We start from the raw sequence: 26013 nt of genomic DNA on the forward strand, positions 1-26013 counted from the left end.
CACCATGATGGTTTTCTCCCTCGTTCAATAAAAAGGCAGGTCGCCCATGTTTGAAATTTTCTCCGTGGGCGATTCTGCCTATTTGCAAGCCGTCCTCAATGCCATCGCGATGATCTCCGGCACCGGAGATTACCGCACCGCCGCAGCTGTCGGCGGTTTGATCGGCGTCATCATCGTCATGCTCAGGGCTTTGTTGCAATGGGATGGTCGTGGCATTCGTTATCAGGATTTATTGTTGGCGTATGTGTTATGGCTGATGTTGTATGCGCCGTCGGTGCGAGTATCGGTCGAGGATGCCTATACTGGCAGCGTGGTGGTGGTCGACAATGTGCCCTTGGGGCCGGCAGTCGTGGGTAGCGTGATGTCGAACATGGGCTATCGGACCACGCGCTTGTTCGAACAAGGCTTTGGCACACCGTCGATGACCGGCAATGGCTTTGCCGACAGTTTGCAGACTTTGACGGCGGTGCGAAAGAATTTGTTGTCCAGAATCAATTTAGGCGCGGCCAACGTGCCGAATGCCGGTAGCGACATGGAAACCTCGTTTGCCAATTACGTGCGGGAATGCACCTTGACCGGTGTCGATCTGAACCAGAAATCGGTGGATGCCATCTTACGCGATGCCGATCCCCTGAATGCCATTCGCTTCGATTCCGACATCTATATGACTCAAATCTATGTCGGCGGCCAACCGCAAACCAAAACCTGTACGGATGCTTGGGCGGATTTGAGCGTGGTGGCCACCGGTAATTTTGCGACGGCGCTGGAAGGGTTGTTGCAACCGACCTTGGGAGTACCGGCGGCAGCCGACACGGTGCCGAAAATTCAGGATGCCTTCGATGCGCTGGCCGGCCCTGGCGTAGTCGATGCTGCCGATTACATGCTGATGTCGGCGATCCTGCCCATGTTCGAGAAAGGCGTGATCGGTCGGCATGAAGACGGTTTGCATTGGAACAAAGCGGCCATGGTTGAACAAGCCATTCAACAACGCAATTCCCAGTGGGCGGCCGAGCAAACCCTGTTTGCCAAGATCGTCCGTCCGATGATGGCGTTTATCGAAGGCTTGAGTTACGCCATTGCACCGATCATGGCGTTTGTGGTGATGCTGGGCAATGTCGGTATCCGGATGAATATCGGCTACTTCTCGATGCTACTCTGGATCCAGTTGTGGATGCCGATTTTGGCGGTGATCAATCTATTCATCCAGATGTCGGCCGCCGGCAAAATGGCGGCACTGACTACGGCCACCTACAACCTGCCATCGATGATGGGCATTTACCAACTGGACATGGAGTTGCAGCAATGGCTATCGATCGGCGGTATGTTAGCCGCATCGACGCCGGCCATTACCTTGATGCTGATTTATCGCGGAGCGGTGACGGCCACCCATTTCCTGGGACGGATGGATGGTGGCGATTATGTGAACGAGAAAATCGCCACGCCGGATGTGATCAGTCCGGCGCCGGTCTTGAATGCGCAAGCGCAACATCAATACAGTCCGTTGACGGCGGTCACCCAAACCGGTGTCGACAAGGTACTGCCCACCTTTACCGCTGGCAAGGATATGACTGCGGCCGTTTCATCTGCCTTTTCCGCGTCCGAGCAAGCCACCAGTAGCTTCATGCACAGCGTGTCATCCACGGCTTCGAAATCGGCCAGCATTAGCAGCGATGCGTTTGACAGCCGGTCGCTGGGCAATCAAATTGCCAGCAGTTCCAGTTATACCGACGCTTACAATCGCCAATTCGGTGAAGCCTTTGCCAAGAAACATGCCGATACCGGCATATCTGCTGATCAATTCTCGGCGTTGGTGGCCGGCAGTGCCAACGCTGGTGGCAAGACCTCAAACGATAAATTGAGTGCGGCGATTTCGGGGCGGCTCCAGAATGACTTTAAAGTCAGTCAGGACAAATCAGACGCCATCGCCGCCGACATCAGTCAAACCGTCAACGACAGTCAGGGCTATCAAGCCGGCTTGGCGAAAAGCCTGGCGATGGATGCACAAACCGGCACTCGAAATGTCGCCTCAATGGGACTGCAAAATCAATCGTTGTCCTCGTTGCAACACAGCGCAACCGACGCGGTATCCGCCAGCGAATCCTATCAACAAACCCTATCGGCCCAACAACGCTTCGGGACACAAGCCAGCTTCGGCGCGGCGGAGACGGGATACAAAATCGCGCATGATCCCGGCTTGATGGAACGTCTGGATCGCACGCTTGACCAATATGGCTTGCGTGGTGATACCCAACGACTGGCCTCGCAGTGGAAAGCCGCCGGTTGGATCAGCGATGCCGATCAAGCCTATGCCACCGCCGGCATGTCGTTACTGACCGGCTTCTCGTCACCCAGTTACCGCACGCTGGATGATCAACAATCGCACCAGGCACACATCTCGGGTTACCAACTGCTGGGCGACGCATTCAATGCTCCGCAAGCGGATCAAACCTGGAACGCCAACCGGAACGAATCGCTGAAGGCCAATGCACCGGAAACTGGTAGGGTTCAAGCAGCCGTCGAACTGGCTGGTCTCAAAGACCCAAGAGCAGAAACCAAATCGCTGGATCAGCGTGCGCAGGTACAAATTCGAACGGCAACGGGGAGAATGGCCGGCGGCGAAGTCATTATCGAAGCGCAGCATGATCGAAATTTGGCTGAGCGTGAACAAAATTCAAATGATGGCTTTGGGCAATTGGCAAATATAAAAGCAGAACACTTTAGACAATCAATTGCGGCTGCGGCCAATGACACACCTTCTGCGGCGGAGGCTTCCTATAATTTTCTAGGAGGCAGCTTATACAATACCGCTAAGACATTAGAAGCAGTAGGTATGGTAGGTAAAGAGCATATAAATCAATTCGTTGCTCATGCGCGTGCAGCACATGAAAATGGCGAAAACATATGGGATGCAGTTAAAACTGCAGCATCACAATCCTACCCTGGCTTTACCGAAGTGTCGCAAGTTTGGGCTGATCAAAGGGTAAATGAAGTGGCAAATAAGTTGACGCCAAACCAACAGGCTTACTATAAAGCAGCTATGTTCGAAGCCTTTGCCGGAATTGCCGTTGGTGGTGACGATAACGGCAGTATGGGGGCTGCAAGACAACGCTTAATGGATGAAGAAGACCCTTCCGATGGAGATAATATAGCGAGATTACTAAGACAAGCCGCTGGTCAAAATAGACCTGATTTAATCGATCAAATCGGTAACCTTAATCGTGCACGTGGACGAATTAATTATTGAGTGTTGACTACTGGCCTTTTGTTCGAAGAATTTGCAAAACACCTACGACGAACCAGCGCAAAATCATGATCCCTAAAAAAAGAAGCAAATAATTGATTATATTTGAGTTTTCGTTTGATAACACTAAGAATGTCAAAACTAATCCAGCCCAATAGTAGTTACTTTCGTGAGATAGTTTGGCCGCTATAAACTCAACAAACTGAACAGTTAGCTCAGCCGCAGCAATAATGGCTAATATCAGAGTCCCGATAGTCCCAACAAAACTGAATTCTTCCGGCACCTTTACCCAGTCACTGATTAGCCAAATTAGCCCAAAGCATAATGTCAGCATTACTAAGCTTTTAAAGGCATCAAGAGACGGAGCTTTTGGTTGAAAGTGTTCAAAAAATCGTTGTAACCCACTCGGAAACTTCGCAAAGGTAGCGCCGCAAAATGGACAGATCGATCGAAGGGGTTGACCATAATATGTCACCACTCTGGGCACCATGGTTCGATTACATTCCAGGCAATTGACCGTGGCATGATGACCTTCAAATACCGACATCACGGACTTAATTGGTTGCTTATTGGACGACAATCTAAAGCGATGTGATGATAACGAAGGCATTAATGATCTCCAGCTTTTCGCAACGGTTTATCTTACTGCGGCCAGTCTGAGTTGCCAAGCCCGTTTCAGCTTTGGTGATCATGTTCCTCCGGTAAATGCCGGCAGTGCAATTTTCATAAGACAACTGCGCCTGTTCATTGGACCGGCCATCCAATAAGCAGCGAACTTCTAAATGGCATGTCAGCAATCCTATGCACGACCGCCCTGGGATGTCGGAATTGCTCAGAACTCGTCTGCAAGACATAGGAGTGTCGTTGCCTGTCAAATAATCATTGGATTCGGCCAAACAGGACGGTGGCTATCTTTCCAGCCAGTTCTCAACGTCGAGGCCGCGGATGCGGCTGAATTCGCGCGTGTTGTCCGTCACTAGCGTAAGGCCGAGCGCATAGGCGTGCGCGGCGATCAGCAGATCGTTCATGCCGATAGGCTGGCCAGCGGCTTCCAGCTCAGCGCGGATGCCGCCGTATTCGGTATCAGCCGGAATATCCAGCGGCAGCACCGGGATTGTTTCAAGGATGCCTTCTACCCTGGTGAGCAACTTGGGCGAACCCTTCTTTGCGCAGCCATAGCGTAGTTCGGCGGCGACGATAATGCTGGTGAAAATCTCTTTGGGTCCGACCTGCTCAATGCGACGTGCGGCAGGCCCATCCGGGCTGCGGATCACATCGCTGATGATGTTCGTGTCCAACAGATATCCTTTCAAAATATGTCCTCTGGCTGGGCGGGCATGTCCTCGACAGCAGGGAACTGATCTTCTGGCCCTAGCGGCGCTTCCTTCTTCCACTCGGCCAGCAGTTCGACGATGTTCGTTGGCCGGGTCACCGGCTCGATGATGAGTTTATTGCCTTCACGATGGATCATCACGCGATCCCCCGGTAACTCGAACTCTACAGGAATTCGAACCGCCTGACTGCGGTTGTTGCGAAACAGCTTGGCCTCCTTGGGCCTGGACGGGGTCGATAGGGTCGGCATGGCGTTGATCTCCAATGTATATGCCACACTGTATATGCCTGACTGCGCCGTGTCAATCGGTCGGGCTGCATCGGTCGGTCTGCACTTCACTGCACAACTATTAGCGGTACGCTTGTCCGTAAATATTCCGAGCGCATCTACCAGGAAGCCAAGGTCTTAAAAGCCGGTACGGAAACAACCATATGGTTAATCCCATCACGCAAATATTCGTCATGTACTTGATTTGTTTTTCATGGCGCACATTTGGCAGACGGGCTTAAAATTGCTGTCATAGATGATCAGGAAATCATGATGACACCGACTGCAGTAGCGCAATTTCACCATGCCAACTTGAAAAGCCTCAGCAATCACCCAAGCCTCGGTGAAATTGGCCGGCCTGATTTTACCGAAAGGTCGTCGTTCACGGATATGACCTGGAAAGGTTTTACAAAAATAATCCCAGGCAAACATCACGGCATTAATGTCTATGCCGGTTTTCACGTTACGCAGACTGGCACAACGATAAATGGACACAAATAATGCCATGTATAAAAAAGTTTCGCGGGCCTGCGTGATCATCTCGAGGCTAGGGATTTTCCCTGGCAGAGGCCTTTCTCGGTGCAGCTTATAAAAAATATGCTGTAAATCCTTGTCGCGCAGGCATGTAATGACTTTTTTGACGATCGATGTGCGCAATTTTCGCTTTAGCAATTCATATAACAACCAATGCTCATACCACTGCATTTGGTAAGTGTGCGATTGCCTCACGATGATCCATCCTGGGCAAGTATCATTAGTAACTCTTTGGCCCGGTGTTCTGGAGACTCTGAAGCAAATGTTTGTGTTTCCATAAATTCTCGCCAGTGACTGGGATTGAAGCGAGGGCAAAATTTTAGATAGTCGCTTCCAGCCAATGCTTTCATCTGCTTGGTTGTCATGTTGCGGAGTATTTCAATGGCTTCTGCCGGCAAACCAAGATAAAACTGGGCTTTATGCGCATCACCGGTTGCGATCATCTCTTTGGCCACCAGCAAGTAATCCAGGTTAAGGTTATACAGATTATCGTCCATTGAGATGACGTGCCTAAATGACCGATCTGATAAGCTCAGCTACGGTAATGACTTTTTTGCCATACTCGATAGCGGCAGGAATGTCTCTCCAGTGGTAATAACGCCCGATACCCAAGGCGGGGTTGTCCGGCACCGATTGAATCGCTTTGGCAAGCAACCCTGCGCCTATCTCGAGGTTGGTGATTGGATCGAGCAACTGTTCGGGTTTGTCTACTTGATGACCATGCCAACGCAGATTGACTTGCATCATGCCGACGTCCACATTACGGTTACCGTCAGCAAGCAACTGCTTAAGCTGGATGACAGCATCTTGTTTGCTTGTTGTCATGATCGTTTTGCCGGCATGATTCAGCGACCAAGGCCAGGGAGTCACTTGGTTATTTTGTTGATGATTTCTCGACTCGATCAGCGCTACTGCATATAAGACATAGGGATCCAGTTGATGCCGTGCAGCGACTTGCCCCCATACTGTGTTTTTCAGTGAAGGCTTGGCAGAAAGGACGCTGGCCGATCGTACTTGCATCTGGTTTTCGGCCGCCCAAATTAACTCGGTGTAAACACTAGACATCAAGCCTAGTAATAAAGCGATATGACTGGGTATAAGTGGTAATGGTCTGCGCCGACTTTGTACGGGTAAGGATTTGAGTTGACTCAACATGGCACACTCTCAATTAAATGAATATCAATGAAAGTGTAAAACCTGCTGCTGAAGAAAACTGGTTTGAAAAATCACCCTTAGGGTCGATATTCGTGGAATATGGACGAAATGAACTTTGGGCATCAGCCATAGATATAGCATTGGCACCCTTTGTCGATTTCCATCTGATCAAAGCAATAGCATGACAATAAATCTCCTTAAACAACCAAATAGGAGTTTGTCATGAATCAAGAAAACCCAAGCCATCGGCATACGCCCTGGAACAAAGGCAAGTTGATTGGTCAGAAATCGCCTCTGAAATTGAAGGAAATTTGGGCCATACGTATTCGTTTACAGATGGACAAAAACACGCGCGAGCTTGCGTTGTTCAACCTGGCCATTGATAGCAAATTACGAGGCTGCGATTTGGTCAAGCTCAAGGTCTGCGATATTGCCCAGGCAGGTCGAGTATCATCTCGCTCAATCATAATGCAGCAGAAAACACATAAACCTGTTCAATTTGAGATAACCGAACAAACCAGAGACTCATTAGCAAACTGGATTAGCCAGGCTCAATTGAAATCCGATGAATATCTTTTCCCTAGTCGAATTCATGAATCACCACACATTTCAACCCGGCAATATGCTCGCATTGTTGAGCACTGGGTGACATCGATCGGTCTTGATCCAGCAGCATATGGAACCCATACGATGCGCCGGACAAAAGCAACCTTGATTTACCGTCGGACAAAAAACTTGCGGGCTGTCCAACTATTGTTGGGTCATACCAAGCTTGAAAGTACTATTCGATATCTTGGAATAGAGGTTGATGATGCACTAGAAATTTCAGAGCAGACTGAAATTTAGCGCTTTTTGATGAGGTAGCAGTCGTGTATTTTTGACTGCTACCGATTTTGGGTGGCCTAATTCCAACCTATTTTGTCGGTCGCGTTGCACCAATACGTTTTATATTTAGCGGGCGGAGTAACTGTCATTATACAAAGAGTTGGAAATCCAGTGAAGCAGCTAAATGGCAGCTTTTTGGCGAGCAATCTTGCATCGTCTTCGGCTCTACCCGGCCACTTTGAGACATTCAAAATTTGAAATATATGGCGGCAGGGAATCCGAGAGCTGTCGTTAAACTTTTGAACTGACGATAGCTATCCAGGGAAATTTCGCCAACAATCATTATTCGTTACTCGATCTGGAAAAAATCAAATCTAGCGAGAACTTGGTATTTATAGCCATAAAAGCAAGAACTCCTATTATATTTAATGGCTATAAACTTACCACAGGTTAATGATTTGTTGAGTTTACTAAGGTCGTTTCAGGTACTGAATTCATGCTGCGTTAAAGCCGATTAAACTATTATAAATCTGCGTTAATCTGCAACTTGTTCATAGTCATTTTATATTTTTAGTAAAGCTGCAGTAAAATCGAATAGAACGAAATACTTAGCAGGTGAAAAAGGTTCACATATCACGACTTTGGTCTGACATAATTTTTATATTTGGTAAACGACTTTATGATGTTGGTGAGGTAGCACCAGTAATTTGAATTCTTTTTACATCAATTGCCGGAACTTGCTGCTTATGCCCCGCTTGTAGTATGTATATTTGACTTTCCCTTGATTCAACCCCAGCTCCCCATGCTCTGACAAATACAGACATATCAGTTTCGTCACACCAAATAAAAAACCGGTAGGTTCCATCTAAATCGACAGTGGTTTGTTTGAGTAATATTTCTTGATTTTCAGTCTTTTTCAGAACAGAGACACTGATATATCTAGCCCGTTCTCCAGCAACAGTGATCTGTCCACTGATTTCGGCCTCCTTATTCATCGCTATGAGCAGCCAAATACAAATAAATGGTGAAGTTACAATAGGTATAAGAGGGCCAACTGCCCATGCCATATATTCAATTGGATCCCCTACGGTAAAACAGAAATAAATCGCCACCCCACTTACTATAAAAGATAATAACATTATAACGACTGCTGATTTTCTGTCCAAACTGCGTTTCTTAGCGAAATTACCTTCCCACCCAAGCATAAATAGTCCAATAACAATACCAGTTACAAGTTCGGCAAAATGAAGGCCACTCTCAAAGGGGCTTGGAAAAGCAATAAAGATTGGAGTTTTACTCAATTCACTTTGATCGGATTTTAGCAAATACTCCTTTCCACGCTTCTGCTCTACCCATTTGTCTGAAGGGGGGAAAAAACTTAGTTGATCAAATTGGTAATCTCGTGGCAATTTAATTGTGACATCGAACTTTGAGATTGTTATCGGAAGAGAAAGTACGTCACGATATTTCTGAAGGTTAGGAAACGAAAAATCGAACTCAAATTTAACGCGTCCTTGTACTCTTTCATCAATCAAATTAAACGCATTTTCGATTTTTATTGTTGTTTGCTGAGGCTTAGTAGATCCCATAATTGTAATTAACGCAAAACCATCGGCGTTGTAAAGTAGTGAAACCTCAACATCGTCTGGCCTGGAAAACCGATATGTTTGATCTAATTTAAATGGCAAAGCCACGACGTTAACTGACGTGCTTTTTGGTGAAGTTTGAGTTATTGCATCAATAGTAACGACAACTGTCGCCATACCATGACTACCAACTTCAAGATTTAGTAATGAGGCAGCACGAGCGGTTTGAGATAGAAAAATCAACAGTAAAAGTTTGCCAGTCCAGAGTAATAATCTCATTGAAAACCTCGAAAATCAATGGATCAAGAAAGAGCTAGCAAAGTAAATAGATATGAATAAAAACTGTAACCCAAAAAAAATGTCTAAAATATTATCTCGACTTTTATATATGTGTTGAATAGATTCGTATCTACGAAACTCTTCAGCTGCGAAATCTGGATTTAATTCTGATCGCCAAGGAACAGGATCAAGGTGTTTTACAATAACAAAATACCTTATACGTGAAGATAGCCAATACAACCAACCAAATGCATTTAAAGCAACTGGAGCCGCCAAAAAAATATAAGAACTTTTGTATTCTATAACTACTTGAAAAACATAAGCTAGAAAAAACGAAGAAATCACTTGCTGCACTATTGCTTTAGTCATAGAGAAGCGCATTTCGGCCTTCATTGACTGAACTCGTTTTTCAAGCAGCTCGATAGAGTAATAGTCACTCATTATAGACTCCTAAATATCAATATCATTTTGGCATTATTTTTCAGCAGGGGATAAAATAATTCTGCACATACTCACTAGAAGCTGCAATTATGACCAAGTCTTTGTTAAAGCTACACAACTATACAAATTTGGAGAGCGCAATTTAAGTTTTGAGCTGAACAAACTGGCTGCCATCTTATCCTAAAATCAAGATTGCTAGTCTGGTTTACTTCTACATGTTGCCATTCGGAAAATTTGATTGATGTCCACAACGGGTCGCCTGACGACTGTCAGCTTATCAGATTCATCGCCCGGAAGCCGTCACTGAATTCCGATTCCCGAAAGCCGCCGTTCGTCACCGCACCCAACCGACCCACAGCCGCCTGTCGATAGACATTTTCAAACGACAAATTACAAGTAAAAAGCTGTCATTAGATCAACCGCTGGCCGCCGCCATGGAGAGCGAAAGCTAACACAGAATTCATTTGTTGAGCGTTCTAACAGGAATTACCGAACTGAAATTTTGGATAGGTACGCGTTTAAGAATTTATGCGCAGAGCGCTAACCGAAAACTGGAAGCGTGAATACAATGAAGAACGGCCTCATGATTCTCTCAATGAACTAACCCAAGGAAATAACTGGCTAAAGTATAGAAATTCAGACTAGACCAAAAACAAGATCAAATCGCCACAAACCAATGGTATTTGCGAGCGGTTTCATAAGAGCATCTTGCAGGAGTTTTACCAGATCGTGCTACGGAAAAACTTGTACGAGGATTCGATCACATTGATCGATGGCAAACAAGCCTGAAAAGAGAAAAACTTCTAGGCTGAATTTAAACTGACAGACACTTCTAAAAAACCAGTAACTGTCCGATCAGGTCCGAAGTTCTACAGTTTTCCTAAACCAAAGCCTTCGGGACGGAATTACAAATCCCGCCCCGCTAAAATGTATTGCTTACATTGCAATTAAAATTTATACCTTTATTATTCGATCACACAATTTTCTGGCACTATTTTCAGATCTTTGGGAATTGTAGCTTGCCCAAATGAAGTCACTATATTTAATCCATTTATAGAACCGTTTTTGGGTATATTTTTCAAACTGGATGGATTTACTTTTATTAATAACCCTTCCATGTCGGGTAAAACTGCCTCTACATCGAGCTTGTTCCCGTAAAAAGTAATGACTGGATTACGCCAGAGATTTTTTCCTTTGATTGTAAAAAAAAGATCTGTATTTACGTCGCAGTACACAACTTCCGGAAACACGGCATCTACAGTGACTTCTTCGTTAATGGCTGAAAACACCGAAGAAGCATATAGATAGTTTGTAAATTCATCATACGCAGCTTTCTTTGGACGCAAGGGCACGTGAAGTTTCTGGTTGGATACATATGTTTTTAAGGCTTCTCGACCAGTGTGCCAATTTCCCACCCAGGCCGTTCGGGTTCGTAACGTTATCGAAGGCAACCACGCTGGCACGGAAATATCGGAGAAAACCGAATGCGCGGCCGGAATTTGCTTATAAACCAATTGATTTTCATCCGGTTGAAGAATCGCTTTGGGTCCGAAAACATAGCCGAAATGCGCATTGTTGTTCCGGTTAACGTCGGTATAGCCGATCACCAAGGGTGTTCGTTCAACACTGTCGGCCAAACCGACGGCCGTTCTTGCGGCCGCTGCGCCAGCGTCAACGCCTAAGCCGTATTGAGGGAGCGTCGCAGCGATCGCAAGCGCCGACTGCATCGAGTTGGCAGCGCTGGCTAACGTCGATAAGCGTTGCACTCTCTGGGCCGGCTGAGCTTGGTATGTAAAAAGGTTTTCAGCCTTCCAATAACTCTTCTCTCCTTTTTCCTCAATCAGGAATTTTTTGAATTCCTCCGGTACCTTATAATTAGGGTTAAAAATTATAGAAGCATTTTTATCGCGAGTTTGGTCTTTATACTGATTAATAGTTTGAAGAATCTCCTTGGCACTGTTCTGAGTTTTTTCATCAAGTAGTTCGATTCGTTGAAGAATATTTTTAGGAAATTTCTTTATATTATCGACTATGTTTACCGAGAAACTCGAACTTACAGGACATAGTTGGTTTGCAGCTATGTAGCGCTCGATGTTGTTACCTGATTGATCTCTACAAGCTATTAGTAAACCATTTTTTTCAAATGAATCTATCATGCGCTTGAAAGCATTCAATTTTATTGGGGATGCAAAGCTAATACTCAAATAGTTATCGTTAAGCGAGTCCAACCAAAAATAATAGAAAACTTGTAGTTCTTTATCAACATCAACTACTTCCCCTCCACCAATTTCAAAATCCAATACCCCAAATTTATTTTTCACTTCGCCTGGTAATACGGTGGCGTTAAATTGAAGACGGTAAAGCGTATTACCGTTGACGTCATGAGCGTCGTCCAGACTCACTTCAGCAAGCCTTTGACGCAATCGGGCGCGATAGGCGGTCAAGTCTTCGAAATATTCTTCCGGCGTAGATAGAATTTCGCTTTTGCCTGCTTTCCGATTGACTTCCGTAGCACCATTTGTTAACAAAGAGTCGATTGTACTTTGTAGTCTGGAGATGGCTCCGCCCGTTCCCGTTAATCCGGTTAAATCTGGACGTTGAGGAGGTTTGTTTCCATCTCCTTCGTTCCCCACATTGTTTCCATCTCCTTCGTTCCCATCTTGACTGCCGGAGCCTGGCTGAAGGGCGGCATTCCCAGGATCCGTTTCAATCAATTTCTTCACTTGATCAATTTGATTTTTAAGCTTTAGTAGCACAACTTCATTTTGGAATTCGTTGATATCAATTTGATTTTTAAGGTTTCGTAGTTCAATCTCATTTTGGAGTTCGTTAATATCGTTTTGTCTCTCGAATGCTTTGCCAAGTGAGGGATCAAAAGCAATACCCATTTGCGATGCAAAAGAATTGATCACTTTAAGATCGCGATTGATTTGGGACTTAAACTCGGGGTAACACTTTACCCCTTTTGTGCCATCTATTTCACATTTGGCTAAGTTCAATAAGTTCTCAATAGATTCTTTTTCGCTATTACGATCATTGATAAGCCTCTCTCGGGAAATAACTTGCGGGTTACCCACCAAAATTGCCGCCTCCCGGTCCGGCCCGTCTTCGTCGACGTCACCAACTGAGAAATCGGCGTAGGGGTTGGGTTCGAACCAAGTACAAGCGGATAGGGACAGGCAAAGAGGAAAAATTATAAGTTTGTTTAGAGATAGTTTCGTCATAATAGCTCCGCATCTACTAGACATCGAGCAGGCGTTAGTAGTAGGTGGAAAGTTAATTTAACTTCAACGTCAGGGTTTTAAACGGTAATCCGACATTGAGTCCCTGAGAAAGACCCGATATTGACAGCGTAGCATCGTGTTGATTGACGAAAACCCAGGTTCCTCCGCCCGCGACTACCGACGCAGCCACACCAATACCGACATAAATCCCTTCATAGCGGGTTAAGTCGTCCGGATTATCTGAAAGGCAGAGCTTTCCCTTTGCGTCAATCCGATTGAACCCAGCCTCGGCTAGGCCGATTCCGGAAACCGTGAAATGAACGGTTTTTTCGGAAATCTTCGCAGTCACATCGCCCCAAGAAACACCGATACCCAAACCAATGTTCGTAGCATCAAAAGAAAGGTCGGAACATTGGATATCGTAGGCATAAGCACTACTAACCGACAAATAAAATAGAATGGCTTGTGTGATAGGTTTTACAATTCGCATTATTCCCTCTTGTTGTTTTTGATTATCAGGTTTTTAATGATGAGAGGAATGTTTTTAAATGTTCAGTAGATGAATTTAAGAGCCCCCTCATCATCAAAACACAAGAAAAAAGATGAAGGCGTTTGCTCAAGCAAGGCCGAATAATAGGTAAGAGTAACGCCATAAAATGCATGATTGTCTTTAATAAAGCATGATCGACCCGTTGCCTGCGGAATTCGAATAATAAAGTCTTGTCCTAACGACATATTGCCGTCCTCTCAGTAAGCGCAGATTGATCTTGGCGTTATAATCCTGACCGCTGTCATCGTCGCCCGCTAAGAACACTTCTTCATCGTTCCAGATCTCAAATAACACCATCACGGTATCCATTGCGCCAAATGTTTGCAAAGTATACTTCCGGCTGATTTCCGGTTTAATCAGAAAATCGACCTGCTTGCCGGCACCGATCATTAAGTGTTGTGACTCGAACGCACGCAATTCGGGGATTCTGGCTTCTTGAGTGGGATAAAGGCGTTTGGCTGTTTCGATATCGAGTTCTGACAAACCTGCCTCGGGAATGAGCGGACGGGTTCTATATTCGGAAGGTTCTTTGATAAGCCCCGCTTCGAACTGGTAATGCATGATCGAATTTTTATCCCAATCCGAACCGTCAACAGAATTCGCAGGAATCTTGCGAATGATATTCCAGTACGTTTCGTCTCGCGACCAATTGTTGGGAGGACCACCCAAGCTTTCATATACTTTCTCCTCATCCCAAACAATTCCAGCCAATGGGTTTTGGTGCTCATGAGGGAATCCTATTGCATGACCGATTTCGTGCAAAGCCGTATCTCGGCCATAAGGCGTGGTTAAATCCCAGCCAAAATTCATACTCCGCTCATTTGCTGCTTTAGCATATTCCAAACAATCCCGACCCACGTACGACCAGGAACCGTCATTTTGATCAAAACCAATTTTAATTGTTGCCTCTTCTGGCGAGTCGACTTCCTGAAAAGTTAATCCAATACCAATGTCTTTCCAAGTAGCAAAGGCATGTCTAACCGCCTGTTCTTGGTTTTGGCCTCCTCGCCAATAGGCTGGATCTTTAAAGAAAAAATATTTCAGATTCGTCCCGTTTACCCAGACTTTTTCCATCATGGCGATGAGTCTTGTCCTGTTGCCGTCCGTTATATGACTCAGATCCCTCTCGACTATTTTTGGTATTGAACAGTGTTTTCCTTCCGATAAGCCATTCTCACACTGCCCATGTTTTTTTTGTTTGTCAGCCACCTGAAACCTCTCTGAAGAAATTTAAGACAGATTGATTTGTATATTAACGGATTAACTCTGTCAACAAGAAACTTTCCGTCCATCATCGAATTGCCCTTACTCTCGGTGAATTAAATGCTGACCACAAACATGTAAATTCTATCAATCAGAGGTTTATCAGGCATGAAACAAAAAATGGGTTGACGCAATCCAACGATAAATAAACACCTTCTTCCTAAAATGGTTATGGTTATTTTTTTAGAGATATTCGGTTTATTGAAATTGAAGGGGTAACAGGTTGCACAAAAATTATTAGTCATAAAATTATTTCGCGTACCATAGGCTTATTGAAAAACCACCTTTAGCAGGCTGTTGAATTTATCTCCGCTGGAAGCCGCATTGGTTCGTTGAACTAAAGGTGGGGGAAAATTCATAAGGTATTGTTCTGTATGATAAAATTGTTCTAACTTTTATATATTGCATTGATGCTATGCGCGGCGCCGACATCACACAAGAAGAACTATTCAGCTACCGAACCCTGGAAGAACGGATTCCGAAAATGCATCCGCTCCGCAAACTGCGCAAAGTGGTCGATCTGTTGCTCGCTACACTGAACGACGAGTTCGACGCGCTGTACGCCCGCTGCGGTAGGGATTCCATCCCACCGGAGCGCCTGCTGCGCGCCAGTTTGTTGCAAGTGTTGTTTTCCATCCGCTCAGAGCGGCAGTTGGTGGAGCTATCGACTTCAATTTGCTATACCGCTGGTTCGTTGGTTTGACCATGGATGACGAGGTTTGGGATCACTCCAGCTTCAGTGCCAACCGTGACCGCTTGCTGAATGAGCGCATCAGCCGCATGTTTTTCGAATCCGTGCTGGCCTTGGCGGAGTGGAAGAACCTGATTTCCGACGAACATTTCTCGGTCGATGGTACGCTGATTCAGGCCTGGGCCTCGCATAAAAGCTTCGTCAAAAAAGACGCCTCGACCCCACCGCCGGAAGACGGTGGCCGTAATCCAACCGTCAACTTCAAAGGTGAGAAACGCAGTAACGACACCCACGCCTCGACCACCGATCCCGATGCGCGGCTGTACAAAAAGAGCGAGGGCGATAAATCGCAGCTGGCTTTCCTTGGCCATGCCTTGATGGAAAACCGCAATGGCTTGGTCGTCGATGTCGAAGTTACCCAGGCCACGGGTACGGCGGAACGCGAAGCGGCCGAAACCATGATCAAGCGCACAATCCATAAACCGGGCGCAACCCTGGGTGCCGACAAGAATTATGACACCAAAGACTTCGTGGCTAAGCTACGCCAGCGCAAGGTAACCCCGCACGTCGCGAGCAAAGAAAAAGGCTCAGCCATTGACGGCCGCACAACCCGACACGACGGTTACCGCAAAAGCCTTAAAATCCGTAAGCGGATCGAAGAGGTCTTCGGTTGGGCCAAAACCGTCGGCCCGCTCAGGCAAACCAAGTTCCGTGGCTTGAAGAAGGTCGCCGCACAAACGATTTTTACCTTTGCCGCCTATAACCTGACGCGGATGGGCGCCATTTTCGGCTGGCGTTACAGTACCGCTTAGGCGGCCGTGCGCCTGGAATCCGCCAAAAGGCGGAATTTATCCACCTTCGGGGCAAATAAAACCGGATTTTGAGGCCTAATCAGGCTTCCAGACCGCTCGGCGCTTAAAAAATGGCGCTGAAACCGAAGGTATATCGGCAAATTTCAACAGCCTGTTAGGGAGTGTTGCCATTTTGTAATAATCCCTTGAAAGTCGATTGGTTTGCTCCATATAGATTGATTTTTTTCAGTCAAGAGAAGCATAGGTTATGCCCAGACACATGTTTATGGATGAATTCTGGGCTAGATTAAAGGCCATTCTGTTAAGCTTTAGCAATTACGTAAGCAAACGGCAGAAGGGATCTTTTATCATATGTGGGCAGGATATCCTTGGCGAGATTTACCCGCATTTTTTGGAAAATGGGATGCGACCTACAACGATTAATGCTTGGCCGCTCCAAAAAAAGCTGATAGCTATCTTTCGAGCGCTAGTACTTAAATCCGATTGGGAGTGGCTATTTATCGCTGGGAGTATTTTGAAAGCGCATCAACATAGTAGTGGTGCAGCCAACGAACAGGAAACAGCGATCGGTAAATCAGTGGCGGGCAACATCACAAAATCCATATAGCTGTTAATGCATGCGGCCTTCCTATTGATTTTTCGGTAACGGGTGGTGAAGTCCATGATTGCAAAGAAGCACCGGAACTGATCGCCAAACTACCCTTAGCTGACTACATGGTCGCTGACAAAGGATATGACAGCAAGCCCATAAGACTTCAAATTCGAGAGAAAGGGAGTGAGGCCATGACTCCAAGAAAACAGAACTCTACAGTCGGTAACGATGATATGGATAGGAACCTCTACATATATCGCCATTTCGTCGAGAATTTGTTTGCCGGATTGAATCATTTCAGAGCCATTGCAACTCGCTATGGCAAACTGAAACGAAACTTTGAAGACGTCATCGCATTGGCCTGCGCATTTTTATGGTTACCTAAGTAAAGCGGCAACAGCCCCCTAATAAACTTTTTCTATATGAGCACAAGTAATTTCAATTTCGCAACAAGCTGAATTAATCACCTCTTGTTATTGTGTGAGGGACTTGTTCGGGAAATAATCGGGTAGACAAAATTTATAGTTGTCCAAGAAAGGAAATATTATTCATGTTAAATCCAACAACAAAACAATTAATTCACTACCTACTGATTAATGGTAGGCACCCGTTGTGGTTACCTGAAATTGACTTAAAAGAGGCTTTTTTGGTTGAAGCTGACCTGAGCGGCGCAAATCTACGAAGTGCGCGTTTATCATCCGCTAACCTATCCCAAGCGAACCTGACAGGAGCTAACTTGGCTATTGCAGACCTAGATAAAACTATTCTCAAACAGGCAAATATGAAGCAAGCAATTCTTGAAGGAGCATCTTTGGTCGGCGCCGATCTTGAGAAAGCTGATATGTCCGAGGCTCGATTCCATCGAGCGAATTTGAAAGGCGCTGTGCTTACCGGTGCAACTATCACGGATGCAAGGTTCGATATGGAAACTTTATGGCCTGATGGATTTGATCCAATCGCGGCAGGCGCGGTAAAAGAATGATCATAGTCATAAGTAGACGATCATCGTTGATCCCCAACATCTGGATGTGAACATGAGCGATTTAACAAAAGAACAAATTTATTTCCTCATCAATGGCAGCCAACCATTATGGCTTCCAGATATCGATCTGGATGAGGCTCAAATTCGCAATGCAAATCTTCGCGGCGCGAATTTCTCTGATGCGAAACTTACAAATACCAGACTGTATCAATCTGACCTCTCCGAGTCCAATCTATTTCAATCAGACTTGAGTGGTTCAAATCTAAGTAATTGCATACTAAATTCTGCGGACCTCAGAAAAGCGAATCTTTCTAATATAAGAGGTGAGCCAATATTCGCCGATGACTCTCTTCTTGAAGATGCCACAATACAACGTTCCCAGCTTCAAAAATCCAGTTTCCGCAACGCCAACTTCACCGGGGCGGACCTTACGGAGTCTTTGCTAGTTGATGCGGATCTCCGAGGAGCCTATTTTGAATCAGCAAACCTAACTGGATGTAACCTGCAAGGAGCCAACCTTGCATACGCGGATTTAAAAAATGCGGATCTTACCGGTGCGAACTTTCAGGGTGCTAGACTTGAATTTGTTCGGCTCCAAGGTGCCACAATCAGTGAATCCACCATAATTGACGACAAGACTAAGTTTATCCATCGTCTAGCAAACAATGGCGGAGTTGGTCTGGATCTTCGGGAGTCCGACCTTTCGCGAGCCAACCTCCAAGGAGTGGACTTCAGTCAAGCCGATCTTTCCAAAGCAAATCTTCAAACAGCGCGACTTCGTCAGGCCATTCTGGCTGGTGCCGATCTTCGACAATCGGACTTAAGGTTTGCCGATCTCAACGACGCGGACATTGATGACGCCACACAGATTGCTGACAAGTGGCGCTTGGTTCACTCCGTCCTCACCAGAGGCGCTGAAAATCAAGATTATCAGGGGGCTGATTTTAGTGAGGCTGATCTCACGGAGGCACGTTTCAAAGGAGCGAACTTAAGTAATGCACGGTTTACCAGTGCTATACTTACAAGAGCAGACCTATCGGATGCCAACTTGACAGGCGCCAACCTAGATCTTGCCGACTTGCATGACGTGAGTGTGAGCGAATCGACAATAATGGACGACAAACCTAAACTTGTCTGGCAAATCATAAACCAACCGGGGGTTGCACGAAATCTACGGCAAACGGATCTGCAATCCTCTAATCTTCGAGAAATTGATTTTTCCCATGCCGATCTTCAAGGAACACGCCTAAACAATTCCATTCTAGAAAATGCAATCCTGATTGAGTCGAATTTGAGAGGTGCTCACCTCGATTCTGTGAATTTGCGTGATGCAAATCTACGCCATGCCGATCTTAGTCAATCCCACCTTAAGGCTGCTGATTTGACCCGAGCGTCACTGTCCAGCACATTGTTGGAGGGAGCTGACTTGACTCGATCTGTGTTGAACGAATCGAACTTTCACAAAGCACTGCTGAATGCCGCTAATCTTTCAAATATAGAATTGAAAGATGCACGACTTTATAGCGTTCGTATGGTGAGATCTGTCTTGACAGCAGCAAATGTGTCCAACTCGAACTTTCAGAATGTTAACTTAGAACAGGCGGACCTAAGTGGATTGGTTGCTGTCGATACTCTTTTTAAAGGGAGTAACATGAGCAATGCTAAGATGGGAGAAGCCAATCTTGAACGAGCCGATTTTACATCCGCAAATCTGCGTGACGTAGACTTAAGTGGAGCCCGACTGCATGGAGCCAATCTGAAGAGATGCCGGAATCTTATGTCAACCAATCTTCAGAATGCGAAATACAATGCGGATACGAAATGGCCGGATGGGTTCGACCCTATTTCTGCTGGCGCAATACTTGAGACATGATCGAACAACGTTGTCTGAAGCGCTGAGTGCACTACAAACATACGCCTTTGATATCTAACTCAAGAAATAAAGCTAACGCGGATTCAACTCTGATGTGCATATTATTTAAACAGCGGTGGCAGCTCTGTAATTTTGCATTAAAGTATGACGACTTTCTGCTTGTAGAATATCTCTTAGTGCATGTGCAAGAGGATACGCAAAATATGCTGCAGAAAATGGCTTCAAATAGAACTGTCTGAGGACAATCGGCCTAGATTTAACACTGAAATGCGTTTTTTGAGAGAGATTTCTATTGAATACGATGACTAGAGATTTTTCTACGACCTCATTATTAATGAGCAATTATGGATATAAACCAGTCATTCCAATAGTCCCGGCCAACGTCAACTTTTGGCCGGCGCGGGCCGATGAAGACTCAAAGTTCCCTTCCGAAAAGCTGACATTCGTTGAGGTTAGGGAATGAAAATTTCGCTGGCATCGTAAACGGCCGGTTGTGGCCGTTTGGGGAAGCCATCCAATGACTGTTTTTAGACCTCCAATTCCCAGAGGCCCAGGGGCTGGCTAATTTGGAGCTTTTGGAGAAACGCGATAGGTAAAATCAGTTGCGTTAACGTTGTGACCTCAGTCCGATAATACAACCTGTAAGGCATGGCGCGCAATTCTCTCTCTAAAGCTGCTGCATTATAGAATTGCTGGGTAAAATCTGGGTAAAATCTGGGTAAATCATATAAACTCGAATGAGCACAAATAGGCTTTGCAACGTGAGAGCTATTTGTTAAAAGTTATTAAAAATCAACAAGATAAATTTTGAAGACAGCTCTTTTAATGCGATGGTCGTGCGTTCGAATCGCACACGACCCACCATCAAATGATGTATAAATCAAGCAGTTAGCTTTAGCGGGCGACTGCTTTTTTTTCGTATCAAAGTTAGTGCGGGACTTTTGCGGGAGTCCCCTCCTGCAATCAATTCCACCGCATCGATCAGTTCTTCAAGCTCCACACTCGAATAATGCGTCGTAATGTCACCATTCGTGTGATGCAGCAAAGCTTTCCTTGTCTCTAATGGAACTCCAGCAGCTCTTAGTCTACGACCAAAGGTGTGCTTCAAGTTGTGCGGCCCCATTTTGTAACTGCCATCAGTAGGCAACCCCGCTTTCTTCCATGCATTTTTCCATCCCGTGTTGTGCATGCGATAAATCCGATGATCTTCATATGCAAACACATAGACAGAATGCTTGCCTCGCTGCTTCTCGATCACTTCGCGAGCAATACGGTTTAAGACGACAATCTGATCTTCTTTGTTTTTCTCCCCCGGCCAAACACCATCGTCATAGACAGCTTTACGACCCGGTATGACAAAAACACTGGTTTCCAGTTCGGGAACCTTGACTTCCCATTCCCAACGTAACCAGCAAACGCTTTGCTCTCTTAATCCTGTGTTGACCTTAAACATGGCCATGGATTGCAGATGCTCAGGCAGCAAGCTGAAAAATCGCGCTTGCTCAGTCCAGTTCAAAGGGTAAGGCTCAGAAGAGTCTTCCCATTTCGGCATTTCCAACAAAGGCGCCGTTTCTAGCCAAGACTTGTTATTGTCGTCTCGCCAAACCCGTGCTGCCAATGTCAAAATTCGCCGAACGATGGCCAATTCTCGTGCCACTGTCGAGCTCTTGATACCCTGCTTACGTCGATGATTGATGTAATGCTGAAGCGTGCCCATATGCACATTTTCGATCAGCAAGTCACCGATAAACGGGTCCAAGTTTTTTAAACAGTCTGCATCGCGAGCAATACTGCGTTTATTGGTTTCCGTCAAAAACTTCGTAGCCGCTTGTCGAAACGTGCGTTGCGGCCTTACTCCGAATACTTGTTGTTCACGAATCGCGACCAGCTTTCGCATCAAGATTTGTTCCGCTTCTTCCCTGTCGCTTGTTTTACAGCTTTCGCAAAGTCGGCCATATCCTTTGATTTGTTTATCAATATGCCAGACTCCTTGGCGTTCATAGAGTCCTGAGGTGTTTTTACGTCCCATGGTTTTTCTCCTTTGGTTGCGGGACGTCCGTTGCGTTGTATATAGTAATCGACCCATAGATCGAGTTCTAGTCTGTCAAACGCTATACCTTGATCACCAATAGGTATTTCAGTCAGTTCTGGCCGAACCATTTGATTGAAGCGATTTTTATCCATCCCCAAATAGAAAGGGGCATCGCGCAATCGAATGAGCCTCGGCAATAGCTGATTCTGTGATGGTGATAAGGTTTGGGTTGCCACAACACTGCTTCATAGAGTTGTTAATCATCATTTCCACCGAAGAAAAGTTTCAGTGTTGTGGCTATGTTGGCTTTTGTTAAGGATTAAATTAAGTTCCTTTTAAACCGGCCCGACCGATTTAGTTGACAATCACAGAAACTTATGCTGTTCCTTGTCATTTTTGAGTTGACTGCAGTATTTGGCGTTTTCCGCTTTGCGACAATGAAATTGAGTCGTTTTCCTTAAGCAAAGAGAGATAACCGCCATCAATATATGCCAATGCGAATTTCTTTAGTTTTTGAATATTTGTCTTGAGAGAGTCTATTTTATAACTAATTAAATCATACTGAGTCCGTTTGATGTTTTTAGGCGTGCTTAGCAAATCCTCGGGACAATTTGGCGCCCAACCAAGTGAAGAAAAGCTTTCAGCGAAAACATAACATATTACCTCATTCCATTTAGCATTGTTGAGTTGAGCGTCATAGACCCTGAGACAATTGATCATTGTTTCACGCTCCCTAGCATCCTCGTTTATAACCCCAATTTTTGATATGAGCTTGGCATGTCTATTTTCCATTTCTTGATGAAGAATCGCTAACTGCTTTTCGATATTCTGTAACAAACTTAGTTTTACGTAAACATTTCCAGTTCCATAGTTTATGATTGTTCTATCAATATTTCTTCCAAAGTCAATAAAAACTGGGTATTTTTTACTTGAAAGTTCAAATCCAGGGCTAACTTTATTTGTGTAATTATATTTTGATGTTTTGCTATGCTGCCTTAAGTCATAAAATGAAGTAAATTCATTCCGTTTTGAAAAATACTTATTCGAAATATGTCTTAAAATAGGATGATCTTCTTTTTCAATTCTTTCAAGGTAATCTGCGTATGACTCGCTTTCTATCGTTGGCGGATGGGCGTCATAATATTTAAAAAAATATCCTTTTTCTTCTTTTCGATCTTCTGGGATTTTTCTTCCCGGAAAATCCTTGTATTTTTCATAATCAGATTGATATCCTTTATTTCTACGTAAAAACTCCCAGGCGAACTGAGCCTTTTCTGCATTTTCTAAGTAATTGTATTCGCAATTATTTTTCCAGTTTAGCAAGGACTTGCAATGTGTGCTATCGTCAGAGTTCATAATTTTTAAAATAGAAAGTTATTTCCTATGCATTCATTCAGGGTTATGTAAAAAGCCACCAGGTGGTTATGAAGATAATCTATCGAATCTAACAATGTAATTCCCGCAATTAATTTATAAAATAAAATATACTTGACATAATATAAAAACATGAAAAAATAATAATCGCTACAGCAGATTTGTTTTTACGTTTTTATAGCATTATCTTTTCGAGCGAACTACTGGCTCACCTTTTCTAAATTAAATATAACGCAAATTCGGCGACTATTCATTTACTCGTCGTGCTTTTCCGTGGGAGCAATTTATTTATGCAAATTCAAGACTCTGGTTATCCTTTGGCAATCAGTAAGAAACTGGTGGCCATTCTGCAACATGAGCTAGATAAAAGTGAAGTCGATAGCTCAGCAGGCGTTACCCTCAATTTCCGTGACCCTGATTATAGTGCGGAAAGCGGTGGCTACCACCCTGTGGAAATCAATATCGATGGGAAGGGCCGTATTCAATACATCACAGACTTTGCCTACTATGGCAGTGGCCCCTTTGCAGAATTAGATCGCGAAATAGACTTCGATTTTAGCCGCAACGTGTTTCAGCACATGGGGCGCGAATTCCCCATCCAACACGGTGCGTCGTTGTTTCGCATCTGGCAATCTAATTTCTGTAGCTATGTTGAACGACAAGTGTTTGAAGTGTCTGTTTCTAGCCACTGAACTTTATTGGTAGTGCAATTGGGTGTCTCATGAAACCTTACCGACAGGGTCACTTAGATGGCTTATGCGGGGTCTACGCCTTGGTCAATGCTGTGAACAAGTTATGTGGACCCCTGAATAAGCGTGAAGCGCAAGCGTTGTTTCTGGATATTCTTGAATATCTGGAAAGTCGAGGGCCCTTAGCTTATCGCTGTGTTGACGGGATTTACATACAAGACATTGCTTCGATTTTGAAGCATGTTGTTTGTGAATATTATCCGATCTTGCGTTATAAGCCATCTCATACAAGGCCCCGAATCAGTTTGAGCCTCTATCTGCAATCACTGATCAGCGCATTCCGCTCTATGACGCTGACGGCATGCGTTATGTTTTGAGAAGCAGTTGTTCGATATTGCATTCGGATGATCCGAAACGGCATTGGCTGATGCCCGCACATACCTATTTGCTGCAACTTAAATCGAAATTTTTAAATTCTTTCATTCTTTATTTCATTATCGGCCCCTTGCTGCTAAGCGTCTAAAAATGTCGCTTGAGCTGGGCATACTCGTGTCTGATATTAACTGGTAACGGGGCCGAGAATGATTTTCTACTCAGGAGTCCTTATGTCTTCATATTCTCGTATCGGTTTTAAGGCCACCGAAGAAGCAGGCCTGTATCAAACCCATCGCCCGGTTAGTTCGGAAGATATTGTGGCGATGGCTAATCGCTTGATCAAACGTAAATTTGCGCGTGGTCGAGCAATGACCAGTCCAACGGAAGCAGCCGCCTATTTACCCGCTCAAATGGCTTCCTATGAACACGAAACCTTCTGGGCCTTATTTTTGGATAACCAGCATCGCATATTGGCCTTTGAGAAGCTGTTTACCGGCACCTTAGCCTCGGCATCGGTATACCCCAGGGAAGTCGTTAAACGTTCGTTACAGCTGAATGCGGCGGCCATTATCTTTGCCCATAACCATCCATCGGGAGCCGCTGTACCGAGTCAAAGCGATAAAGACATTACCCAGAAGCTTAAAGATGCGTTGGCATTGATCGAAGTCGTTGTCCTCGATCATTTTATCGTCGGCGGCGATGACGTGACCTCCTTGGCTGAACAGGGACTGTTGTGATGACCTTGCTGGATTTGCTGTTATATGCAGATCAGGAGAGTCCTTATAACGACAAAGAAAAATTATGGCTGCGTGCTTATCGACGTAATCACCTATTGCAAGCTCAGCCCTTATTGCTGTTGTTGCTGCAGTATTATGCAGAAAAGGAAAGGTGGCGTGCTAAGCAACGCATGAATATTGCCATGCTGCCCGATGCCGAAACTTTATTGCAACAGCTGCAACTGTCCTGTACTGAACGCACGCTCTGGCTGTGTCAGTATGTCACTGAGTTGTCGGAAACCTATGAAGTCGTGCATTACGCGCAATCTGAACTGAAGGCTTTAACTATCTGCTTTCAGCATGGCTGTTTTGAATCTGTTGAAACCCATGCCATTAAGCCAAAGGTGGAATTTGTAGTCGGTTTGGCCAAGTTGCTGAGCAAACATCCGGAATTAGCTACTGCGCGCTTTATCAATCGCAAAGGCTGCCAGCGTCTGTGTTTTGATCTCGCTGAATTTAAAGTGCAGCAGATTAAGCAGACCGCCATACGGTTGGGTAATTTAGATAGTCAGCAAAAGCTATTACGTTGCCGCCATCAGAGCGACTTAAACGGTTTAGCAAACCGCTTGGAACATCAAATCAGTGAACAAATCATGCAAACCCTGCAGTCTGTCGATCTGGACGATCTCGCGGCAGTCTATGACGCTTGTCAGCCTTACCTAAATGATCAACAACGATTAGGGATCGAAGACCATTGGTATGAACGTTACCCCTTACTGCCTTGGGCAAGCCATGAATGCATTCTACCAATTACCGATTATCAGCAGCTGTTTCTGGAAGCCCATCAGCAATTGAATTGTGCGTTGAATTATCGCTCCGACCTAGCCAATAACGAGTATGCATTATTCAAAGTGTTAGAACCTGAGCGCGCTACCTTGGGATTGAAATGGAGTCCAAAACAGCAACGTTTTCAATTCGATCAACTGGTGGCCAAAAACAATCAAGCAGTTAATATCGAAACACGTCGCTATGTGAAGCGTTGGCTGAAGCGGGCTCAACGTTAAAGCCGTTTTAGTTGCGTTAATGCTCATTAAAGCAACTAAACCGCAGCCAAGCTCTGCACCGGTCGGCGTACTTAATCAGTTAGTTTAAAAAATATCGGAGAAACCGAATGAAATC

General features: G+C 45.1%; 22 protein-coding genes and 3 pseudogenes. 12 read left to right on the forward strand and 13 right to left on the reverse strand.

What is annotated here, in order from left to right; translation table 11 throughout:
- Window positions 1-46: 46 nt before the first annotated feature.
- A complete protein-coding gene (locus tag M0R33_RS21015; protein ID WP_292573916.1) occupies window positions 47-3244 on the forward strand; it encodes a conjugal transfer protein TraG N-terminal domain-containing protein in 3198 nt (1065 codons plus the stop codon).
- 7 nt (window positions 3245-3251) lie between these two features.
- Here M0R33_RS21015 and M0R33_RS21020 read toward each other — a convergent pair whose 3' ends face one another.
- From M0R33_RS21020 to M0R33_RS21045, 6 genes are all read right to left on the reverse strand, one after another.
- Window positions 3252-3851 carry a hypothetical protein gene (locus M0R33_RS21020; protein ID WP_292573918.1) on the reverse strand — a complete coding sequence of 200 codons (600 nt, stop codon included), beginning with the start codon at window positions 3849-3851 and terminating at the stop codon, window positions 3252-3254.
- A 298-nt stretch (window positions 3852-4149) separates the two neighbouring features.
- Entirely contained in the window at window positions 4150-4554 is a 405-nt protein-coding gene (locus M0R33_RS21025; RefSeq protein ID WP_292573920.1) for a type II toxin-antitoxin system VapC family toxin, read from the reverse strand.
- Complete coding sequence (locus M0R33_RS21030; protein ID WP_256604569.1) at window positions 4551-4823, reverse strand: antitoxin; 273 nt, start codon at window positions 4821-4823, stop codon at window positions 4551-4553. The genes M0R33_RS21025 and M0R33_RS21030 overlap by 4 nt, the downstream gene beginning before the upstream one ends.
- Before the next feature lie 210 nt (window positions 4824-5033).
- Window positions 5034-5570, reverse strand: coding sequence for a FlhC family transcriptional regulator (locus M0R33_RS21035; protein WP_292573924.1), 537 nt, complete (start codon window positions 5568-5570; stop codon window positions 5034-5036).
- Window positions 5567-5872 carry a flagellar transcriptional regulator FlhD gene (locus M0R33_RS21040; RefSeq protein WP_292573926.1) on the reverse strand — a complete coding sequence of 102 codons (306 nt, stop codon included), beginning with the start codon at window positions 5870-5872 and terminating at the stop codon, window positions 5567-5569. Before M0R33_RS21040 ends, M0R33_RS21035 begins: the two co-directional genes overlap by 4 nt.
- A gap of 13 nt (window positions 5873-5885) precedes the next feature.
- Complete coding sequence (locus tag M0R33_RS21045; RefSeq protein ID WP_292573928.1) at window positions 5886-6530, reverse strand: transglycosylase SLT domain-containing protein; 645 nt, start codon at window positions 6528-6530, stop codon at window positions 5886-5888.
- A gap of 17 nt (window positions 6531-6547) precedes the next feature.
- Between M0R33_RS21045 and M0R33_RS21050 the strand changes: the two genes are divergently transcribed.
- Together M0R33_RS21050 and M0R33_RS21055 are read left to right on the forward strand one after the other, a co-directional pair.
- On the forward strand, window positions 6548-6715 hold the full coding sequence (locus M0R33_RS21050; RefSeq protein WP_292573930.1) for a hypothetical protein: 168 nt from the start codon (window positions 6548-6550) through the stop codon (window positions 6713-6715).
- Window positions 6716-6752: 37 nt separating this feature from the next.
- Complete coding sequence (locus M0R33_RS21055; protein WP_292573931.1) at window positions 6753-7376, forward strand: tyrosine-type recombinase/integrase; 624 nt, start codon at window positions 6753-6755, stop codon at window positions 7374-7376.
- A 656-nt stretch (window positions 7377-8032) separates the two neighbouring features.
- On the opposite strand, the gene M0R33_RS21060 is transcribed toward M0R33_RS21055, so the two are convergent.
- Both M0R33_RS21060 and M0R33_RS21065 read right to left on the reverse strand, forming a co-directional pair.
- Window positions 8033-9220, reverse strand: coding sequence for a hypothetical protein (locus M0R33_RS21060; protein ID WP_292573933.1), 1188 nt, complete (start codon window positions 9218-9220; stop codon window positions 8033-8035).
- Between the two features lie 15 nt (window positions 9221-9235).
- The gene (locus tag M0R33_RS21065; protein ID WP_292573935.1) at window positions 9236-9661 is read right to left on the reverse strand and encodes a hypothetical protein; all 426 of its coding nucleotides are present in this window, start codon (window positions 9659-9661) and stop codon (window positions 9236-9238) included.
- A gap of 445 nt (window positions 9662-10106) precedes the next feature.
- Between M0R33_RS21065 and M0R33_RS21070 the strand changes: the two are divergent.
- Window positions 10107-10267: pseudogene (locus M0R33_RS21070) on the forward strand (integrase core domain-containing protein); the annotation flags it as partial.
- A gap of 359 nt (window positions 10268-10626) precedes the next feature.
- Here the strand turns inward: M0R33_RS21070 and M0R33_RS21075 are convergent.
- The 3 genes from M0R33_RS21075 to M0R33_RS21085 form a co-directional block, all read right to left on the reverse strand.
- Complete coding sequence (locus M0R33_RS21075; protein ID WP_292573937.1) at window positions 10627-12885, reverse strand: hypothetical protein; 2259 nt, start codon at window positions 12883-12885, stop codon at window positions 10627-10629.
- Window positions 12886-12937: 52 nt separating this feature from the next.
- Complete coding sequence (locus tag M0R33_RS21080) at window positions 12938-13375, reverse strand: hypothetical protein (RefSeq protein ID WP_292573939.1); 438 nt, start codon at window positions 13373-13375, stop codon at window positions 12938-12940.
- A 180-nt stretch (window positions 13376-13555) separates the two neighbouring features.
- Window positions 13556-14512 carry a M12 family metallopeptidase gene (locus M0R33_RS21085; RefSeq protein WP_292573941.1) on the reverse strand — a complete coding sequence of 319 codons (957 nt, stop codon included), beginning with the start codon at window positions 14510-14512 and terminating at the stop codon, window positions 13556-13558.
- Between the two features lie 601 nt (window positions 14513-15113).
- Between M0R33_RS21085 and M0R33_RS21090 the strand changes: the two are divergent.
- From M0R33_RS21090 to M0R33_RS21105, 4 genes and pseudogenes are all read left to right on the forward strand, one after another.
- A pseudogene (locus M0R33_RS21090) lies at window positions 15114-16201 on the forward strand (IS5 family transposase).
- Window positions 16202-16448: 247 nt separating this feature from the next.
- Window positions 16449-17182 (forward strand): annotated as a pseudogene (locus M0R33_RS21095) (IS5 family transposase).
- Between the two features lie 161 nt (window positions 17183-17343).
- The gene (locus M0R33_RS21100; protein WP_292573943.1) at window positions 17344-17775 is read left to right on the forward strand and encodes a pentapeptide repeat-containing protein; all 432 of its coding nucleotides are present in this window, start codon (window positions 17344-17346) and stop codon (window positions 17773-17775) included.
- Window positions 17776-17827: 52 nt separating this feature from the next.
- On the forward strand, window positions 17828-19648 hold the full coding sequence (locus M0R33_RS21105) for a pentapeptide repeat-containing protein (RefSeq protein ID WP_292573945.1): 1821 nt from the start codon (window positions 17828-17830) through the stop codon (window positions 19646-19648).
- 880 nt (window positions 19649-20528) lie between these two features.
- Here the strand turns inward: M0R33_RS21105 and M0R33_RS21110 are convergent.
- Window positions 20529-21677 (reverse strand): tyrosine-type recombinase/integrase, encoded by a 1149-nt coding sequence (locus M0R33_RS21110; RefSeq protein ID WP_292573947.1) that lies wholly within the window; start codon window positions 21675-21677, stop codon window positions 20529-20531.
- A 393-nt stretch (window positions 21678-22070) separates the two neighbouring features.
- Window positions 22071-23036 carry a DUF6499 domain-containing protein gene (locus tag M0R33_RS21115; RefSeq protein ID WP_292573949.1) on the reverse strand — a complete coding sequence of 322 codons (966 nt, stop codon included), beginning with the start codon at window positions 23034-23036 and terminating at the stop codon, window positions 22071-22073.
- Between the two features lie 308 nt (window positions 23037-23344).
- On the opposite strand from M0R33_RS21115, the gene M0R33_RS21120 reads away from it, so the two are divergent.
- From M0R33_RS21120 to M0R33_RS21135, 4 genes are all read left to right on the forward strand, one after another.
- Entirely contained in the window at window positions 23345-23746 is a 402-nt protein-coding gene (locus M0R33_RS21120) for a DUF2787 family protein (protein WP_292573950.1), read from the forward strand.
- A gap of 29 nt (window positions 23747-23775) precedes the next feature.
- On the forward strand, window positions 23776-24120 hold the full coding sequence (locus M0R33_RS21125) for a hypothetical protein (protein WP_292573951.1): 345 nt from the start codon (window positions 23776-23778) through the stop codon (window positions 24118-24120).
- Between the two features lie 228 nt (window positions 24121-24348).
- Window positions 24349-24855, forward strand: coding sequence for a DNA repair protein RadC (radC, locus tag M0R33_RS21130; protein ID WP_292573952.1), 507 nt, complete (start codon window positions 24349-24351; stop codon window positions 24853-24855).
- Window positions 24855-25898 carry a hypothetical protein gene (locus M0R33_RS21135; RefSeq protein ID WP_292573953.1) on the forward strand — a complete coding sequence of 348 codons (1044 nt, stop codon included), beginning with the start codon at window positions 24855-24857 and terminating at the stop codon, window positions 25896-25898. The genes radC and M0R33_RS21135 overlap by 1 nt, the downstream gene beginning before the upstream one ends.
- Window positions 25899-26013: the final 115 nt, after the last annotated feature.

Source organism: Methylomonas sp., assembly GCF_023228165.1.
GTDB lineage: Bacteria > Pseudomonadota > Gammaproteobacteria > Methylococcales > Methylomonadaceae > Methylomonas.

Excerpts from the sequence above, each read along its gene's own strand:
- radC (WP_292573952.1), top strand. The coding sequence starts at position 24,349 with ATGTCTTCATATTCTCGTATCGGTTTTAAGGCCACCGAAGAAGCAGGC.
- M0R33_RS21055 (WP_292573931.1), top strand. The coding sequence starts at position 6,753 with ATGAATCAAGAAAACCCAAGCCATCGGCATACGCCCTGGAACAAAGGC.
- M0R33_RS21115 (WP_292573949.1), bottom strand. The coding sequence starts at position 23,036 with ATGAACTCTGACGATAGCACACATTGCAAGTCCTTGCTAAACTGGAAA.
- M0R33_RS21015 (WP_292573916.1), top strand. The coding sequence starts at position 47 with ATGTTTGAAATTTTCTCCGTGGGCGATTCTGCCTATTTGCAAGCCGTC.
- M0R33_RS21060 (WP_292573933.1), bottom strand. The coding sequence starts at position 9,220 with ATGAGATTATTACTCTGGACTGGCAAACTTTTACTGTTGATTTTTCTA.
- M0R33_RS21085 (WP_292573941.1), bottom strand. The coding sequence starts at position 14,512 with ATGATGGAAAAAGTCTGGGTAAACGGGACGAATCTGAAATATTTTTTC.
- M0R33_RS21110 (WP_292573947.1), bottom strand. The coding sequence starts at position 21,677 with ATGGGACGTAAAAACACCTCAGGACTCTATGAACGCCAAGGAGTCTGG.
- M0R33_RS21075 (WP_292573937.1), bottom strand. The coding sequence starts at position 12,885 with ATGACGAAACTATCTCTAAACAAACTTATAATTTTTCCTCTTTGCCTG.
- M0R33_RS21120 (WP_292573950.1), top strand. The coding sequence starts at position 23,345 with ATGCAAATTCAAGACTCTGGTTATCCTTTGGCAATCAGTAAGAAACTG.
- M0R33_RS21080 (WP_292573939.1), bottom strand. The coding sequence starts at position 13,375 with ATGCGAATTGTAAAACCTATCACACAAGCCATTCTATTTTATTTGTCG.
- M0R33_RS21030 (WP_256604569.1), bottom strand. The coding sequence starts at position 4,823 with ATGCCGACCCTATCGACCCCGTCCAGGCCCAAGGAGGCCAAGCTGTTT.
- M0R33_RS21040 (WP_292573926.1), bottom strand. The coding sequence starts at position 5,872 with ATGGACGATAATCTGTATAACCTTAACCTGGATTACTTGCTGGTGGCC.
- M0R33_RS21125 (WP_292573951.1), top strand. The coding sequence starts at position 23,776 with ATGAAACCTTACCGACAGGGTCACTTAGATGGCTTATGCGGGGTCTAC.
- M0R33_RS21100 (WP_292573943.1), top strand. The coding sequence starts at position 17,344 with ATGTTAAATCCAACAACAAAACAATTAATTCACTACCTACTGATTAAT.
- M0R33_RS21045 (WP_292573928.1), bottom strand. The coding sequence starts at position 6,530 with ATGTTGAGTCAACTCAAATCCTTACCCGTACAAAGTCGGCGCAGACCA.
- M0R33_RS21135 (WP_292573953.1), top strand. The coding sequence starts at position 24,855 with ATGACCTTGCTGGATTTGCTGTTATATGCAGATCAGGAGAGTCCTTAT.
- M0R33_RS21065 (WP_292573935.1), bottom strand. The coding sequence starts at position 9,661 with ATGAGTGACTATTACTCTATCGAGCTGCTTGAAAAACGAGTTCAGTCA.
- M0R33_RS21105 (WP_292573945.1), top strand. The coding sequence starts at position 17,828 with ATGAGCGATTTAACAAAAGAACAAATTTATTTCCTCATCAATGGCAGC.
- M0R33_RS21020 (WP_292573918.1), bottom strand. The coding sequence starts at position 3,851 with ATGCCTTCGTTATCATCACATCGCTTTAGATTGTCGTCCAATAAGCAA.
- M0R33_RS21050 (WP_292573930.1), top strand. The coding sequence starts at position 6,548 with ATGAATATCAATGAAAGTGTAAAACCTGCTGCTGAAGAAAACTGGTTT.